The organism is Streptomyces sp. ADI95-16 (genome assembly GCF_003721495.1).
Lineage (GTDB): Bacteria > Actinomycetota > Actinomycetes > Streptomycetales > Streptomycetaceae > Streptomyces > Streptomyces goshikiensis.
The window spans coordinates 5,679,990-5,694,340 of the sequence record NZ_CP033581.1; the positions used below are offsets into that span (position 1 = coordinate 5,679,990).

At 72.5% G+C, this 14,351-nt stretch carries 12 protein-coding genes; 10 read left to right on the forward strand and 2 right to left on the reverse strand.

Features of this window, described 5'->3' with window-relative positions; translation table 11 throughout:
• Window positions 1-19 precede the first annotated feature (19 nt).
• The 8 genes from EES41_RS25530 (at window position 20) to gatB (ending at window position 10,192) form a co-directional block, all read left to right on the forward strand.
• Complete coding sequence (locus EES41_RS25530; RefSeq protein ID WP_123080469.1) at window positions 20-718, forward strand: SDR family oxidoreductase; 699 nt, start codon at window positions 20-22, stop codon at window positions 716-718.
• Window positions 715-1,698: a methionine synthase gene (locus EES41_RS25535; RefSeq protein WP_123080470.1), complete on the forward strand. Its 984-nt coding sequence runs from the start codon at window positions 715-717 to the stop codon at window positions 1,696-1,698. The genes EES41_RS25530 and EES41_RS25535 overlap by 4 nt, the downstream gene beginning before the upstream one ends.
• A gap of 31 nt (window positions 1,699-1,729) precedes the next feature.
• Window positions 1,730-3,940 (forward strand): NAD-dependent DNA ligase LigA, encoded by a 2,211-nt coding sequence (ligA, locus tag EES41_RS25540; protein WP_123080471.1) that lies wholly within the window; start codon window positions 1,730-1,732, stop codon window positions 3,938-3,940.
• Between the two features lie 388 nt (window positions 3,941-4,328).
• On the forward strand, window positions 4,329-6,518 hold the full coding sequence (locus tag EES41_RS25545) for a bifunctional diguanylate cyclase/phosphodiesterase (protein WP_254211566.1): 2,190 nt from the start codon (window positions 4,329-4,331) through the stop codon (window positions 6,516-6,518).
• Between the two features lie 105 nt (window positions 6,519-6,623).
• Window positions 6,624-6,920, forward strand: a complete 297-nt coding sequence (gene gatC, locus EES41_RS25550) for an Asp-tRNA(Asn)/Glu-tRNA(Gln) amidotransferase subunit GatC (RefSeq protein WP_073772988.1) — start codon at window positions 6,624-6,626, stop codon at window positions 6,918-6,920.
• A 5-nt stretch (window positions 6,921-6,925) separates the two neighbouring features.
• Complete coding sequence (gatA, locus tag EES41_RS25555; protein WP_123080473.1) at window positions 6,926-8,422, forward strand: Asp-tRNA(Asn)/Glu-tRNA(Gln) amidotransferase subunit GatA; 1,497 nt, start codon at window positions 6,926-6,928, stop codon at window positions 8,420-8,422.
• Window positions 8,419-8,664, forward strand: a complete 246-nt coding sequence (locus EES41_RS25560) for a hypothetical protein (protein WP_073772987.1) — start codon at window positions 8,419-8,421, stop codon at window positions 8,662-8,664. Before gatA ends, EES41_RS25560 begins: the two co-directional genes overlap by 4 nt.
• Before the next feature lie 16 nt (window positions 8,665-8,680).
• Window positions 8,681-10,192: an Asp-tRNA(Asn)/Glu-tRNA(Gln) amidotransferase subunit GatB gene (gatB, locus tag EES41_RS25565; protein WP_008739765.1), complete on the forward strand. Its 1,512-nt coding sequence runs from the start codon at window positions 8,681-8,683 to the stop codon at window positions 10,190-10,192.
• Between the two features lie 91 nt (window positions 10,193-10,283).
• Here the strand turns inward: gatB and EES41_RS25570 are convergent, their stop codons facing one another.
• Together EES41_RS25570 and EES41_RS25575 are read right to left on the reverse strand one after the other, a co-directional pair.
• On the reverse strand, window positions 10,284-10,877 hold the full coding sequence (locus tag EES41_RS25570) for a GNAT family N-acetyltransferase (RefSeq protein WP_164495945.1): 594 nt from the start codon (window positions 10,875-10,877) through the stop codon (window positions 10,284-10,286).
• Entirely contained in the window at window positions 10,874-12,964 is a 2,091-nt protein-coding gene (locus tag EES41_RS25575; RefSeq protein ID WP_254211567.1) for a penicillin acylase family protein, read from the reverse strand. Before EES41_RS25575 ends, EES41_RS25570 begins: the two co-directional genes overlap by 4 nt.
• Window positions 12,965-13,031: 67 nt before the next feature.
• Here EES41_RS25575 and EES41_RS25580 point away from each other — a divergent pair, with 67 nt between their 5' ends.
• Window positions 13,032-13,772 carry a siderophore-interacting protein gene (locus EES41_RS25580; RefSeq protein WP_123080475.1) on the forward strand — a complete coding sequence of 247 codons (741 nt, stop codon included), beginning with the start codon at window positions 13,032-13,034 and terminating at the stop codon, window positions 13,770-13,772.
• Window positions 13,773-13,850: 78 nt separating this feature from the next.
• Window positions 13,851-14,351 carry a DinB family protein gene (locus tag EES41_RS25585; RefSeq protein ID WP_123080476.1) on the forward strand — a complete coding sequence of 167 codons (501 nt, stop codon included), beginning with the start codon at window positions 13,851-13,853 and terminating at the stop codon, window positions 14,349-14,351.

Sequence of the window (14,351 nt, forward strand, 5' to 3'; positions counted from 1 at the left end):
GGCGGGCCGGGGTGCGAGCATGGGCGGCATGGCTACTCACCTGATCACCGGCGCCGGCTCCGGCATCGGCGCCGCCGTCGCGGCCCGCCTGCACGCCCGCGGCGACGACCTCGTCCTGCTCGCCCGCGACGCCGCCCGCGGCAAGCAGCTCGTCGAGCGGTACCCCGGCTCGCGCGCGCTCGTCGGAGACCTCGCCGACCCCGACCGGCTGTCCTGGGCGTTCTCCAAGCAGGCGATCCCGGAGCGGATCGACTCCCTCCTGCACATCGCCGGCATCGTCGACCTCGGCCCCGTCGGCGAGCTGCGCCCCAAGACCTGGCACCAGCAGCTCAACGTCAACCTGATCGCCCCCGCCGAGGTGACCCGGCTGCTGCTGCCCACCCTGCGGGCCTCGCGGGCCACCGTCGTCTTCGTGAACTCCGGCGCCGGCCTGACCGCCCACGCCGAATGGGGCGCGTACGGCGCCTCCAAGCACGGCCTCAAGGCCCTCGCCGACGCCCTGCGCGCCGAGGAGAAGCCGAACGGCATCCGCGTGACCTCCGTCTACCCGGGCCGCACCGCCAGCCCCATGCAGGCCAAGGTGCACTCGCAGGAGGGCAAGGAGTACGACCCCGAGCGCTGGATCGACCCCGAGTCGGTGGCGACCACGGTCCTCATGGCCGTGGACCTGCCCCGCGACGCCGAGGTCGCCGACCTGTCCGTGAGGCCGGGCCGATGACCGCCGGCGCCACCGGAATCGGCTCCCTGCCCGGCGGCGACGCCCGCGAGGCCGCCAAGACCGTCACCGGCTCCTTCGAGGAGTTCCCCCACCTCGCGGAACTGCCCGCGCGCGGCCCCGGCGCCGACATGATCGGCCGCTCCCTCGGGCTGCTCGTCGACATGTACGCCCACGTCGAGCCCAGCGGCTGGCGGATCAGCGACCGCCCCGGCCGCGACAGCAAGCGCGCCCGCTCCTGGCTCGGCGAGGACCTCGACGCCCTGGAGGAGTTCACCCAGGGCTACGAGGGCAGGCTGAAGGTCCAGGCCGTCGGGCCCTGGACGCTGGCCGGCTCCCTGGAACTGCACGGCGGCGAGGCCATGCTCCAGGACCCCGGCGCCTGCCGCGACCTGGCCGCCTCCCTCGCCGAGGGCGTCCGCGAGCACCTCGCCGACGTGCGCAAGCGGATCCCCGGCGCCGAGATCGTGCTCCAGTACGACGAACCGTCGCTGACCGCCGTCCTGCTCGGCCGGGTCCGCTCCGCCAGCGGCTACCGGACGTACCGGGCCGTCGACCGGCAGGTCGTCGAGGCCACCCTGCGCGAGCTGTTCGCCGTCCACGACGGCGAGGTCATCGTCCACTCCTGCGCGCCCGAGGTCCCCTTCGGACTGCTGCGCCGGGCCGGGGCCGCGGGCGTGTCGTTCGATTTCTCCTTGCTCACCGAGCGCGAGGACGAGGCCATCGGTGAGGCCGTCGAAGGCGGCACGAAGCTGTTCGCCGGAGTGGTGCCCGGCGTGGACGGCCCGTTGTCGGACCCGGGCGGTAGCGTCATGGGTGTCAGGAAGCTTTGGCGCAGGCTGGGGCTGGCCCCGGGGACTCTCGCGGAGTCCGTCGTGGTCACTCCGTCGTGCGGTCTGGCGGGCGCTTCGCCCGCCTACGCCCGCGCGGTGCAGGCGCACTGCGTCAGGGCGGCGAGGTCGCTCGCCGACAACCCTGAGTGATGGACTGAGACGGGCCACGGGAGGACACGGCATGGCAGCCGAACAGAAGCAGGCCGGCGACGCGGCGGTACCGGCGGCGGTGCGTGAACAGCACGCGCTGCTCGCCGAACAGGTCGAGGAGCACCGCTTCCGGTACTACGTGAACGACCAGCCGGTCGTCAGCGACGCCGAGTTCGACCAGCTGCTGCGCTCCCTGGAGGCGCTGGAGGAGCAGTACCCGCAGCTGCGCACGCCCGACTCGCCCACCCAGAAGGTGGCCGGGGCGTACGAGACGGACTTCGCCTCCGTCGAGCACCGCGAGCGGATGCTCTCCCTCGACAACGCCTTCGACGACGAGGAACTGGCGGCCTGGGCCGAGCGGGTGGCCCGGGACGCCAACACCTCGGACTACCACTACCTGTGCGAGCTGAAGGTCGACGGCCTCGCCGTGAACCTCACCTACGAGAACGGCCGCCTGACCCGGGCCGCCACCCGCGGCGACGGCCGCACCGGCGAGGACATCACGCCCAACGTCCGCACCATCGCGGAGATCCCGGACCGCCTGGGGGGCGACCGGATCCCGGCCCTCGTGGAGATCCGCGGCGAGGTCTTCTTCCCGATGGAGAAGTTCGAGGAGCTCAACGCGCGCCTCGTGGAGACGGAGGGCAAGCCCTTCGCCAACCCGCGCAACGCGGCGGCCGGTTCGCTGCGCCAGAAGGACCCGAAGATCACCGCGAGCCGCCCGCTGCACATGGTGGTGCACGGCATCGGCGCGCGCGAGGGCTTCGACATCGACAAGCTGTCGCACGCGTACGAGCTGCTGAGGGAGTGGGGCCTGCCCACCGCGAGACACAACCGGGTCGTCTCCTCGCTCGCCGAGGTCCGCGAGTTCATCACCCACTTCGGCGAGAACCGGCACTCGGTGGAGCACGAGATCGACGGCGTCGTCGTCAAGCTCGACGAGATCCCGCTCCAGGGCCGCCTCGGCTCCACCGCGCGCGCCCCGCGCTGGGCCATCGCCTGGAAGTACGCCCCCGAAGAGGTCAACACCAAGCTGGTGGACATCAAGGTCGGCGTCGGCCGCACCGGCCGCGTCACCCCGTACGCCCAGGTCGAGCCGGTGACGGTGGCCGGTTCGGAGGTCGAGTTCGCCACCCTGCACAACCAGGAGGTCGTCAAGGCCAAGGGCGTGCTCATCGGCGACACCGTGGTCCTTCGCAAGGCCGGCGACGTGATCCCCGAGATCCTCGGCCCCGTCGTGGACCTGCGGGACGGCAGCGAGCGCGAGTTCGTCATGCCGGCCGAGTGCCCCGAGTGCGGGACGCCGCTGCGGCCGATGAAGGAGGGCGACATCGACCTCCGCTGCCCCAACGGGCAGACCTGCCCGGCCCAGTTGCGCGAGCGGCTCTTCTACCTCGGCGGCCGGCAGTGCCTGGACATCGAGAACTTCGGCGCGGTGGCCGCGGCCGCCCTCACCAACCCGCTGGAGCCGGCCGAACCGCCGCTGCGCGACGAGGGCGACCTCTTCGGCCTCACCATCGAGGACCTGCTGCCCATCAAGGCGTACGTGCTCGACGGTGACAGCGGGCTGCCCAAGCGGGACCCGAAGACGGGCGAGGAGAAGATCGTCACCGTCTTCGCCAACCAGAAGGGCGAGCCGAAGAAGAACGCCCTGGCGATGCTGGAGAACATCGCGGCCGCCAAGGAGCGCCCGCTGGCCCGCGTCATCAACGGCCTGTCGATCCGTCACGTCGGGCCGGTCGCGGCCGAGGCCCTCGCCCGCGAGTTCCGCTCCATCGAGCGCATCCAGCAGGCGACGGAAGAGGAACTGGCCGCCACCGACGGGGTCGGCGCCATCATCGCCGCCTCCCTCAAGGAATGGTTCGCCGTCGACTGGCACCAGGAGATCCTGCGCAAGTGGCGGGAAGCCGGCGTCCGGATGGAGGAGGAAGGTTCCGGCGAGGAGGCGGGGCCGCGCCCCCTGGAAGGCCTGACCGTCGTCGTCACCGGCACCCTGGAGAGCCACACCCGGGACGGCGCCAAGGAGGCCCTCCAGAGCCGCGGCGCCAAGGTGACCGGTTCCGTCTCCAAGAAGACCTCGTTCGTCGTGGTCGGCGACAACCCGGGCTCCAAGTACGACAAGGCCGTGCAGCTGAAGCTGGCCATCCTCGACGACGCGGGCTTCGCGGTGCTGCTGGAACAGGGCCCGGACGCGGCCCGCGAGGCCGCCCTCCCGGTGGACGGCGGCGCCGCGGCGGAGTAGCGACTCAAACGCGTGTCGCCCCGAGGGAGTAACGGAGGCGAACGGATGCGTGGCGTGCGGCCGTACGGGCGGGCGCACGCCGGGCGCGGCGGCCGGTGGTAAACGGCTGGTACAGGGCTGGTGGCAGGGCGGTGAGCTGTCGGATCATCGGATGGGTGACCCGAGGGTCCTGGTCCAAACTCACCCGTTCGGCGGATACCGTACTGATGAGGATGACTGGGTCGCATTCGGGAAACCGCCGCCGACCGCTGCCCCTGGGAGCCTCTCGCGTCCTACTGTTGAGGGGGGCGCCTGTCGTGCACGGCTGCGTGAGGCGATTCCAGCCGTGATGGCATGACATCGGGGCCATCGCGTGGCATCGGCATCGCCGGCTGTGAGAGGGACGGGCATGAAACCCACCGATAGCGCCGACCCGTCACGTGATTTCGGCGGGGAACTCCCGTCCATGCGGACGGGACGGCTCGGATTCCTGGGTCCCAGGACGCCGGACCGCCGCTCGCCCGAAACCGGTACGGGCGGCTCGCGACAGCGCACCGTGCTGCCCTACGTCGTCGTGGGCCTCTCCGCCGCGCTCCTCCTCGCCGGCGTCATCGCCGCGCTGACCGACCGTCAAGCACTGTTCCCCGGCGGGACGGTGGGCTGGGCGCTCGCGCTGCTCACCGGCGTCATCGTCGGCCACCTCGTCGCCCTCGGCCGGGACCGCTGGTGGGGCGGCACCGGATCGGGAGCCGCCCTCACCCTCGGCGCCCTCCTCCTCTACGGATGGGTCCCGGCCGGACTCGTCTCGCTGGCGGTGGTCACCCTGGTCGGCGCCGCTCGCCGGCACCGCTGGCGCCTCGGCCTGCTGCACGGCTCCGTCGACATCCTCGGCATCGGCGCCGGCGCCCTCGTCCTGGCCGCGTTCGGCGACCTGGCGAGCGTGGCCGAGCCGTGGCGCCCCGACACCTGGGGGATCGGGGCTGTCCCCGAGGTGATCCTGACCGCCGTCGCGTACCTGGTCGTCACCCGCATCGTGCTGTGGCTGGCGCTGAACCAGCCCGGCGGCGGGCTGCCCACGGTCGCCCGCACCGCCCTGCTCCGCCAGGCCCTGGTGGCCGTCGCGCTGCTCGGCATCGCCCCGCTGATCTGCGTCGTCGCCCTCAGCCGGCCGGTGCTGCTGCCGCTGTTCGCCGTACCCCTGATCGCGCTGGACTCCACGCTGTGGATCGCCCGGGCGCGCGCCGAGGAACAGCTGCGGGACCCGCTGACCGGGCTGCCGAACCGGCAGTGGCTGCTGGAGCGGGCCTGGACCGCGCTGGACGAGGCTGAACGTTTGGGCACCCGGTCGGCCCTCGTGCTGATCGACCTGGACAGGTTCCGGGCCGTCAACGACACGCTCGGGCACCTGGCCGGTGACCGGCTGCTCCTCCAGATCGCGGACCGGCTGCGGCAGGCGCTGCCGCAGGACGCGGAGGCGGCGCGGCTGGGCGGCGACGAGTTCGCGGTGCTGCTGCCGGTCGCCGACTCCACGACGAGCGCGCAGCGGGTCGCCCGCCACCTGGTCGCGGAGCTCAGCTCCCCGCTGGACCTGGACGGGCTGACGCTGGTGCTGGAGGCCAGCGCGGGCCTGGCCGTCTTCCCGGACCACGCGCTGGACGCGGAGGGGCTGCTGCGGCGGGCCGACGTCGCGATGTACCAGGCGAAGCGGGACCGGACGGGCGTGGAGGTGTACGAGTCCAAGCGGGACAGCAACACGCCCGACCGGCTCGGCCTGCTGGGTGACCTCCGCCGGGCCCTGGACGCGGGTGAAGTGGAACTCCACTACCAGCCGAAGGTCCGCTTCGACGGGCACGTCGCGGGGTTGGAGGCACTGGTCCGCTGGGTGCATCCGGAGCGGGGCCGGGTCCCTCCGGACGAGTTCATCGCGATCGCCGAGACCTCGGGCCTGATGCCGCACCTGACGGAGTACGTCCTGGAGACGGCCCTGGCGCAGGTCGCGCGCTGGCGGGCGCAGGGCCTGAAGGTCCCGGTGGCCGTGAACGTGTCGCCGCGCGACGTCCACACCCCGGGGTTCGCGGGGGCGGTCGCCGCCCGGCTGGCGCGGCACGGGGTCCCGGCCAGCGGGCTCCAGCTGGAGATAACGGAACACGTCCTGCTGGAAGACCCCCAGCGGGCGGCCGACACCATGGCGGGCCTGGCGGGCCACGGCGTGAAGATGTCCCTGGACGACTTCGGCACGGGCTACTCCTCGCTGGTCCACCTGCGCCGCCTCCCGGTGAGCGAGCTGAAGATCGACCGCTCCTTCGTGGCGCGGCTGGCGGTGGACGCCCAGGACGCGGAGATCGTCCGCTGCACGGTCGACCTGGCGCACTCGCTGGGCCTGCTGGTCGTGGCCGAGGGCGTCGAGGACGACGAGACGTGGGAGCGCCTGCGCGACCTGGGCTGTGACGCGGTCCAGGGCTGGCTGGTCGCGGCCGCGATGCCGCCGCAGGAGGCGACGGCGTGGCTGCTGGCCCGGGGCGAACGCGGCTGGCGCCGCCCGGCGGACATCACGGCCGAGCTCACGGCCGCCGCCGCGGCGGAAACCCCCACCGCGTAACGCGGCCGCGGGGACCGATGGGGTAACCGTTTCGTGGGTCGGGGGGCTGGCCCCATAGGATTGGGGCCGAAACCTACACACTCACCACCCCCAGAGGATCGCTGCATGCCTGGCATCACGCGCGAGGAGGTCGCCCACCTCGCTCGGCTGGCACGTCTGGAGCTGAAGAGCGAAGAGCTCGACCACTTCGCTGGACAGCTCGACGACATCATCGGCGCGGTCGCCCGCGTTTCCGAGGTCGCCGACCAAGACGTCCCGCCGACCTCCCACCCGCTGCCGCTGACGAACGTCATGCGCGCGGACGAGGTCCGTCCGTCGCTCACCCCCGCGCAGGCGCTTTCCGGCGCTCCCGCCCAGGAGCAGCAGCGTTTCAAGGTGCCGCAGATCCTGGGGGAGGACTAATCATCATGGTTGACCAGATCATCAAGCTCACGGCCGCCGAGACCGCCGAGAAGATCGCTTCCGGCGAGCTGACGGCCGTCGAGGTCACCGAGGCCCACCTGGCCCGGATCGACGCCACCGACGAGAAGGTGCACGCCTTCCTCCACGTGGACCGCGAGGGCGCCCTCGCCCAGGCGCGCGCCGTCGACGCCAAGCGCGCGAACGGCGAGAAGCTGGGCCCGCTCGCCGGTGTCCCGCTCGCCCTCAAGGACATCTTCACCACCGTCGGGGTCCCGACCACCGTCGGTTCGAAGATCCTCGAAGGCTGGATCCCGCCCTACGACGCCACCCTGACGCGCAAGCTGAAGGAAGCCGACGTCGTCATCCTCGGCAAGACCAACATGGACGAGTTCGCCATGGGGTCCTCCACCGAGAACAGCGCCTACGGCCCCACCGGCAACCCCTGGGACCTCACCCGGATCCCCGGCGGCTCCGGCGGCGGTTCCGCGGCCGCGCTCGCCGCCTTCCAGGCGCCCCTGGCCATCGGCACGGACACCGGCGGCTCCATCCGCCAGCCCGCCGCCGTGACCGGCACCGTCGGCGTCAAGCCGACCTACGGCGGCGTCTCCCGCTACGGCATGGTCGCGTTCTCGTCCTCCCTCGACCAGGGCGGGCCCTGCGCCCGTACGGTCCTGGACGCCGCGCTCCTGCACGAGGTCATCGCCGGCCACGACCCGCTGGACTCCACCTCCATCGACGCCCCGGTCCCGCCGGTCGTCGAGGCGGCCCGCAACGGCTCCGTCGCCGGCATGCGCGTCGGCGTGGTCAAGCAGTTCGCCGGCGAGGGCTACCAGGCCGGTGTCGTCCAGCGCTTCAACGAGTCCGTCGAGCTCCTCAAGGAGCTGGGCGCCGAGATCGTCGAGCTGGACTGCCCCTCCTTCGACCTCGCGATGGCCGCGTACTACCTGATCGCGCCGTCCGAGTGCTCCTCCAACCTGGCCCGCTTCGACGCCATGCGCTACGGCCTGCGCGTCGGCGACGACGGCACCAGGTCCGCCGAGGACGTCACCGCGCTCACCCGCGAAGCCGGTTTCGGCGACGAGGTCAAGCGCCGCGTCATCCTCGGCACGTACGCGCTCAGCTCCGGCTACTACGACGCGTACTACGGCTCGGCCCAGAAGGTCCGCACGCTCATCACGAAGGACTTCGAGAAGTCCTTCGAGCGGGTCGACGTGATCGTCTCCCCGACCACGCCCACCACCGCCTTCGCGATCGGTGAGCGCACCGACGACCCGCTCGCGATGTACCTCGCGGACCTGTGCACCATCCCGACCAACCTGGCCGGCAACTCCGCCATGTCGCTCCCCTGCGGCCTGGCCCCGGAGGACGGTCTCCCGGTCGGCCTGCAGATCATCGCCCCCGCCATGAAGGACGACCGCCTGTACAAGGTCGGTGCCGCCGTCGAGGCCGCCTTCGTCGCGCGCTGGGGTCACCCGCTGCTTGAGGAGGCTCCGTCGCTGTGAGTTCGAGTGCGCTGTCCAAGGCCAAGGGCTTCAAGAAGTCCAAGTCCGGTACGTACCTGTCGATCGGCACCACCGCCTTCGGTGCCATCAGCGTGATCAAGCAGGCCCGCAGGGCCCGCAACGACCACGACACGCTGAAGCTGGTCGACGCCGTTGTGTCCGCCGCCGCCATCGTCACCGGCCTCGCGATCCTGTACCGCGAGCTGAAGCGCCTCGGCGACGACGACGTCCTGCTGGGCTGAGAGGGAAAGTTTCACCGTGAGCACCTACACCGAACTGCTCTCGTACGAGGAAGCTCTCGCCTCGTACGACCCCGTCATGGGCCTTGAGGTCCATGTCGAGCTCGGCACCAAGACCAAGATGTTCTGCGGCTGTTCGACCGAGCTGGGCGCCGAGCCCAACTCGCAGACCTGCCCCACCTGCCTCGGTCTGCCCGGCTCGCTGCCCGTCGTCAACGCGATCGGCGTCGAGTCGGCCATCAAGATCGGTCTCGCGCTGAACTGCGAGATCGCCGAGTGGTGCCGCTTCGCCCGGAAGAACTACTTCTATCCGGACATGCCGAAGAACTTCCAGACCTCCCAGTACGACGAGCCCATCGCCTTCAACGGCTTCCTGGACGTCCAGCTGGAGGACGGCGAGATCTTCCGCGTGGAGATCGAGCGCGCCCACATGGAGGAGGACACCGGCAAGTCGCTGCACGTCGGCGGTGCCACCGGCCGTATCCACGGCGCGTCCCACTCCCTGCTGGACTACAACCGCGCCGGCATCCCCCTCATCGAGATCGTCACCAAGCCGATCGAGGGCGCCGGCGAGCGGGCCCCCGAGGTCGCCAAGGCGTACGTCGCCGAGCTGCGCGAGGTCATCAAGGCGCTCGGCGTGTCCGAGGCCCGGATGGACAAGGGCCAGATGCGCTGCGACGTGAACCTGTCGCTGCGCCCCAGCCCCGAGGCGCCCTTCGGTACCCGCTCGGAGACGAAGAACGTCAACTCGCTCCGCTCCGTGGAGCGGGCGGCGCGCTTCGAGATCCAGCGCCACGCGGCCGTGCTCAGCGGCGGCGGCTCGATCGTGCAGGAGACCCGGCACTTCCACGAGGAGGACGGCTCCACCACGGCCGGCCGCATCAAGGACAACGCCGAGGACTACCGCTACTTCCCGGAGCCCGACCTGGTTCCCGTGGCCCCGGCCCGCGACTGGGTCGAGGAGCTGCGCGCCGGCCTCCCCGAGATGCCGCGCGTCCGCCGCAACCGGCTCCTCCAGGAGTGGGGCGTCACCGAGCACGACATGCAGTCGATCCTCAACGCGGGCGCGGTGGACTCCATCGTCGCCACGATCGAGGCGGGTGCCGACTCGGCCGCCGCGCGCAAGTGGTGGATGGGCGAGCTCGCCCGCAACGCCAACGAGCAGGGCGTCGTCGTCGACGAGCTGCCGATCACCCCGGTCCAGGTGGCCCGGGTGGCGGAGCTGGTCGCGGCCGGCGACCTGAACGACAAGCTGGCCCGTCAGGTCATCGAGGGCGTCCTCGCCGGCGAGGGCACCCCGGACGAGGTCGTCGAGAAGCGCGGCCTGAAGGTCGTCTCGGACGAGGGCGCGCTCGGCGCGGCCGTGGACGAGGCCATCGCGGGCAACGCGGCCATCGCGGACAAGATCCGCGGCGGCAAGGTCGCGGCCGTCGGCGCCCTGGTCGGCGCGGTCATGAAGACCACCCGCGGCCAGGCCGACGCGGCCCGCGTCAAGGAGCTCATCCTGGAGCGCCTGGGCGTCTCCGAGTAATCCGGAGCCCATGTACGCACGTACGGCGGCCCCGCACCGGTCTTCCACGGTGCGGGGCCGCCCTACGTTCAGCGCCTGAGCCGGTGTGACGTCAGCCGGCCACCGGGGCGCCGAGGAAGGCCAGCCGGGCCCGCTTCGCCGGGAGGTAGACCTCGGGGAGGTCGATCTCGGGGAGCTCCACCTCCGCGCCCAGCACGAAGCCGGTGCGCTCCAGGCGGGCGATGGCCTTCTCGTTGCGGGCGTCCGGCTCGGCGACGACCCGGCGGGTGCGGCCGTCGGACCAGACGAACGACATGAACGCCGTCATCAGGGCCGCGCTGAAGCCGTGCTCGGCCGAACCCCGGGCGGGGCTGATGAGCAGGTGCACGCCGATGTCGCCGGGCTGGACCTCGTAGCACTCGCTGACCCGGTCCTCGGCGCAGTCGTACGTCTGGAAGAGCCCGACCGGCCGGCCGTCGCGGCTGACGATGAACGCGTGGTGCGTGGTGCGGCGGTCGACGTCCTCGTAGATCTCCTGGACCAGCTCGCGGCTCGCCTCGCCCATGCCCCAGAAGCGGGCGCGCTCCTGCGTGACCCAGCCGTGGATCAGCGCCGAGTCGGCGGCGGGGTCGACGGGGGCGATGGTGACCGTGCCGAAGCCCTCGATGGGGTGGGTGTGCACGGGCCGGCGGGTGGAGGTGGTCATCGGGGGGTTTCCTTCGTGAGCCGGTCCCAGTCGGTGACGACCGGGATGAGTTCGCAGCGCGCCCACAGGGGGAGCTGATCGCGGTGGTGGGGCGCGCCGTTGACGCCGTCGGCGCCCAGCGGGACGGCCCAGAGGCTGTCCTCGCGGCGGGCGAGGTCCCAGACGTAACGGGCCGCCGACGCACGCGCGGTGAGGTCGGTGAAGCCGGGGACGGTGGAGGTGGCGTTCACGCAGTCGTGGTCGCCGCCGAGGCCGGGCCACTCGGCGGCGGGGTCCGGGAGCGCCGACCACGGGGTCAGCCGGTGGACCTGCGACCAGGGGGTGTCGGGGCGGGCGGCCGCGGCCGTCTCCTCCAGGGCGGCGCGGACGTGGGCCGCGCGGTCGAGACCGGGGAGGAGGCCGGTGGTCAGCAGGCCTTCGAGGGCGTAGCCGATCTTGGGGACCAGGTACAGCCAGGGGTGGAACACCTCCGGGCCCGAGGGGGCACCGGTCAGCCCGGCGAAGACGGGGTCGGCGGCGAAGTGCCGTACGGTCGCGGTCCGGAAGGCCGAGAAGACGGTCGCGTCCGTGCTCCCGGCCGCCATGTGCCGGTCCCAGGCGAGCAGCCGCTCGCGCAGCGCGGCCGCCTCGGGGGAGAGGCCGTCGAGCCCGGGCAGCAGGGCGAGCAGCGGTCCGGCGGAGCCCAGGTAGGTGTCCTGGTGTACGTCGGCCATCGCCTTCGGGGTCCAGTCCGCCGAGCCGCTCAGCAGCTCGCGGATGCGGTCGGCGCGGTGCGGGGGCGCGAACTCCACGCCGAGCGGGGAGGCGATGCCGCGCGCGTTCGCCATGACGGCGAAGCCCTGGACGGGCTCGACGGGGGTCCGCGCCCAGCCCCGCCACGCGTGGCGGGGTTCCCACGCGGGCACCGGGCGCAGCCGGTTCGCGGGGTCGCGCAGGGGCACGGCGCCGGCGACGCGGTGCAGCAGGCCGCCCTCGGAGTCGGCGGCGTGGACGACGTTGACGGGCTCGGCCCAGCCGTCGAGGGCGCGGTCGATGTCGGCGACGGTACGGGCGCGCAGCAGGGCGGGGAGGGTGGCGAAACCGAGGTCGCGGCGGACCCGGGGCGGGTAGCGCAGGGCGAGGGTCTGGCCGCCGCCGTCCACGTCGTCCCGGATGATCACGGGGCCGCGCGCGGTCTCCAGGACCTCGATCTCGACCGGGTCGGCGCCGGAGACGGTGATGGTCTCGGTGTGCCGGTGGACGGGCTCCCAGACGCCGTCGGGGCCGAGGGCCTCGACGCCGGCGCCGTCGGCGGTGGGGCGCAACTGCTCGGCGTAGAGGTCCTGGTAGTCGGACATCGCGTTGGTGATCGCCCAGGCGGCGCTGCCGGTGTGGCCGAAGTGGCCGAGGCCGGGGATGCCGGGGACGGCGATGCCGAGGACGTCGAACTCGGGGCAGGCGAGACGTATCTGCTGGTAGACGCCCGGGTCCTCGATGAAGCGGTGCGGGTCGCCCGCGATGATCGCCGCGCCGGTCGCGGTGCGGTCGCCGGGGACGAGCCAGCCGTTGCTGCCGACGGTGCCGGGGCCGTCGGTGGCGAAGAGGGTGACGGCGTCGTCGCCGAGGGCGCGGGCCACGCGCTCGCGCCACAGCTTGGTGGCGAAGCCGGCGAAGAGGATGTGGGTGGCGATCCAGATGGCCAGCGGGACCCAGGGCTCCCACGGGGCGGGGGTGTGGCCCGTGCGGGCGAACCGCTCGTCGCGGGCGGCGCCTTCGGGAAGGCCGTCGTTGACGCCGTCCACGTAGGCGCGGACCCAGGCGGCGGTCTCCGGGTCGAGGGCCTCGTAACAGGTGCGGGCCGTGTCGGCGAGGCGGCTCTGGCGGGCGAAGCGGTCCCAGGTGACGGCTTCGGCGCCGAGGAACGCGGCGCTGGAGCCCTGGGCGCGGTGGCGTTCGACCTCCAGCTGCCAGGCGCGGTCGAGGGCCGTGGTGCGGCCCTGGGCGTAGGAGAGGCCGAGGGCGTCGGAGGCGCGAAGATGGGGGATGCCCCATGCGTCGCGGTACACCTCGTAGGCTTGGCCGGTCGCGCTGCTGCTCACACTGCTCACACTCTTCCCCGAGGTGTCTTAGGTTAGGCTGACCTAACTATAGGGCTGGATTAAGGGGTGGGTGGCGATGGCGGTCGGCAAGGGCTGGGAGGGCGTGGTCCTCAAGCTGATGCGGGGCAGGGACTTCACGTTCACGGTGACCGGCGCGGAAGACGTGACGGAGCACTACCGGCGGGTCCGGCTCTCGGACGGCGGACTGCTCGCCGAGGCGGGCGACTCCCTGCACCCCACCATGTGGGTGCGGCTGTGGTTCCAGAGCGAGGGCAAGCCGCACCAGCGCGCGTACACGCTGGTCGACCCGGATCCGGCCGAGGGGACGTTCTCGCTCGAATTCGCCCTCCACGACGGCATGGCCAGCTCCTGGGCGCGCGCCGCGAAGCCGGGCGACACCATCGAGGCCACCGTTCAGGGCACGGGCTTCACCGCACCGGCGCCGGAGCCGCAGCGGCTCCTCGTCATCGGCGACCCGGCGTCCCTCCCGGCGATCAACTCCCTGCTGGACGCCTTCCCGGCCACCCCGGCGACGCTGTGGTTCGAGACGCAGCACGACTCGGACGCGGAGCTCCCGATACGGCTCGACGCGGACCGGCACGAGATCCGGCGCGTCGAACGCGGCACGGGCTCCGGCGCGGCGCTGGTGGAGCGGGTGAAGTCCGAACTCCCCGGGCTGGTGACGGACCCGGACTCGGCCTACGTCTGGCTGGCCTGCGACACGGCGACCACCCGCGCCCTGACGGGCTACCTCCGCAAGGACCTGGGCCTGCCCAAGCAGCGGGTGAACTCGCTGGGTTACTGGCGTCCCGTCTAGGCCCTCCCTGGCCGGATCCCGCCCCGCCCGCCCGCCGGGGGCTTCCGGCGGGCGGGCGGGGCGGGCAAGATCACCGGCATGGAACGCATCGGACCTCCGCTGACCGGAGGCGAACGAGAGACCCTGCGGGCATACCTCGACTTCCATCGCGCCACCCTCGCGATGAAGTGCGAGGGCCTCGGCGACGAGGAGTTGCGCCGGAGGTCCTCCCCGCCGTCCACCCTGTCGCTGATGGGGCTGGTCCGGCACATGGCCGAGGTGGAACGGCAATGGTTCCGGCGGACCGTGGGCGGGGCCGACGTCCCGCACGTGTGGTCCGACCGGCACGACTTCCAGGAGGCCTACGACGCGACTGGCGCCAGCGGTGCGGAGGCCTTCGCGGCGTGGGAGGCGGAGGTCGCGCACGCGCGGCGCGTCGAGGCCGGGGTGGAATCCCTGGAGGTGACGGCGTACGTGCCGAAGTGGGAGGCGGACGTCTCGCTGCGGGTCGTGATGCTGCACATGATCCACGAGTACGCGCGCCACAACGGCCACGCCGACCTGCTGCGCGAGGCGATCGACGGGGTGGTCGGGGCCTGA

Excerpts from the sequence above, each read along its gene's own strand:
- EES41_RS25530 (WP_123080469.1), top strand. The coding sequence starts at position 20 with ATGGGCGGCATGGCTACTCACCTGATCACCGGCGCCGGCTCCGGCATC.
- EES41_RS25535 (WP_123080470.1), top strand. The coding sequence starts at position 715 with ATGACCGCCGGCGCCACCGGAATCGGCTCCCTGCCCGGCGGCGACGCC.
- ligA (WP_123080471.1), top strand. The coding sequence starts at position 1,730 with ATGGCAGCCGAACAGAAGCAGGCCGGCGACGCGGCGGTACCGGCGGCG.
- EES41_RS25545 (WP_254211566.1), top strand. The coding sequence starts at position 4,329 with ATGAAACCCACCGATAGCGCCGACCCGTCACGTGATTTCGGCGGGGAA.
- gatC (WP_073772988.1), top strand. The coding sequence starts at position 6,624 with ATGCCTGGCATCACGCGCGAGGAGGTCGCCCACCTCGCTCGGCTGGCA.
- gatA (WP_123080473.1), top strand. The coding sequence starts at position 6,926 with ATGGTTGACCAGATCATCAAGCTCACGGCCGCCGAGACCGCCGAGAAG.
- EES41_RS25570 (WP_164495945.1), bottom strand. The coding sequence starts at position 10,877 with ATGACCACCTCCACCCGCCGGCCCGTGCACACCCACCCCATCGAGGGC.
- EES41_RS25580 (WP_123080475.1), top strand. The coding sequence starts at position 13,032 with ATGGCGGTCGGCAAGGGCTGGGAGGGCGTGGTCCTCAAGCTGATGCGG.
- EES41_RS25585 (WP_123080476.1), top strand. The coding sequence starts at position 13,851 with ATGGAACGCATCGGACCTCCGCTGACCGGAGGCGAACGAGAGACCCTG.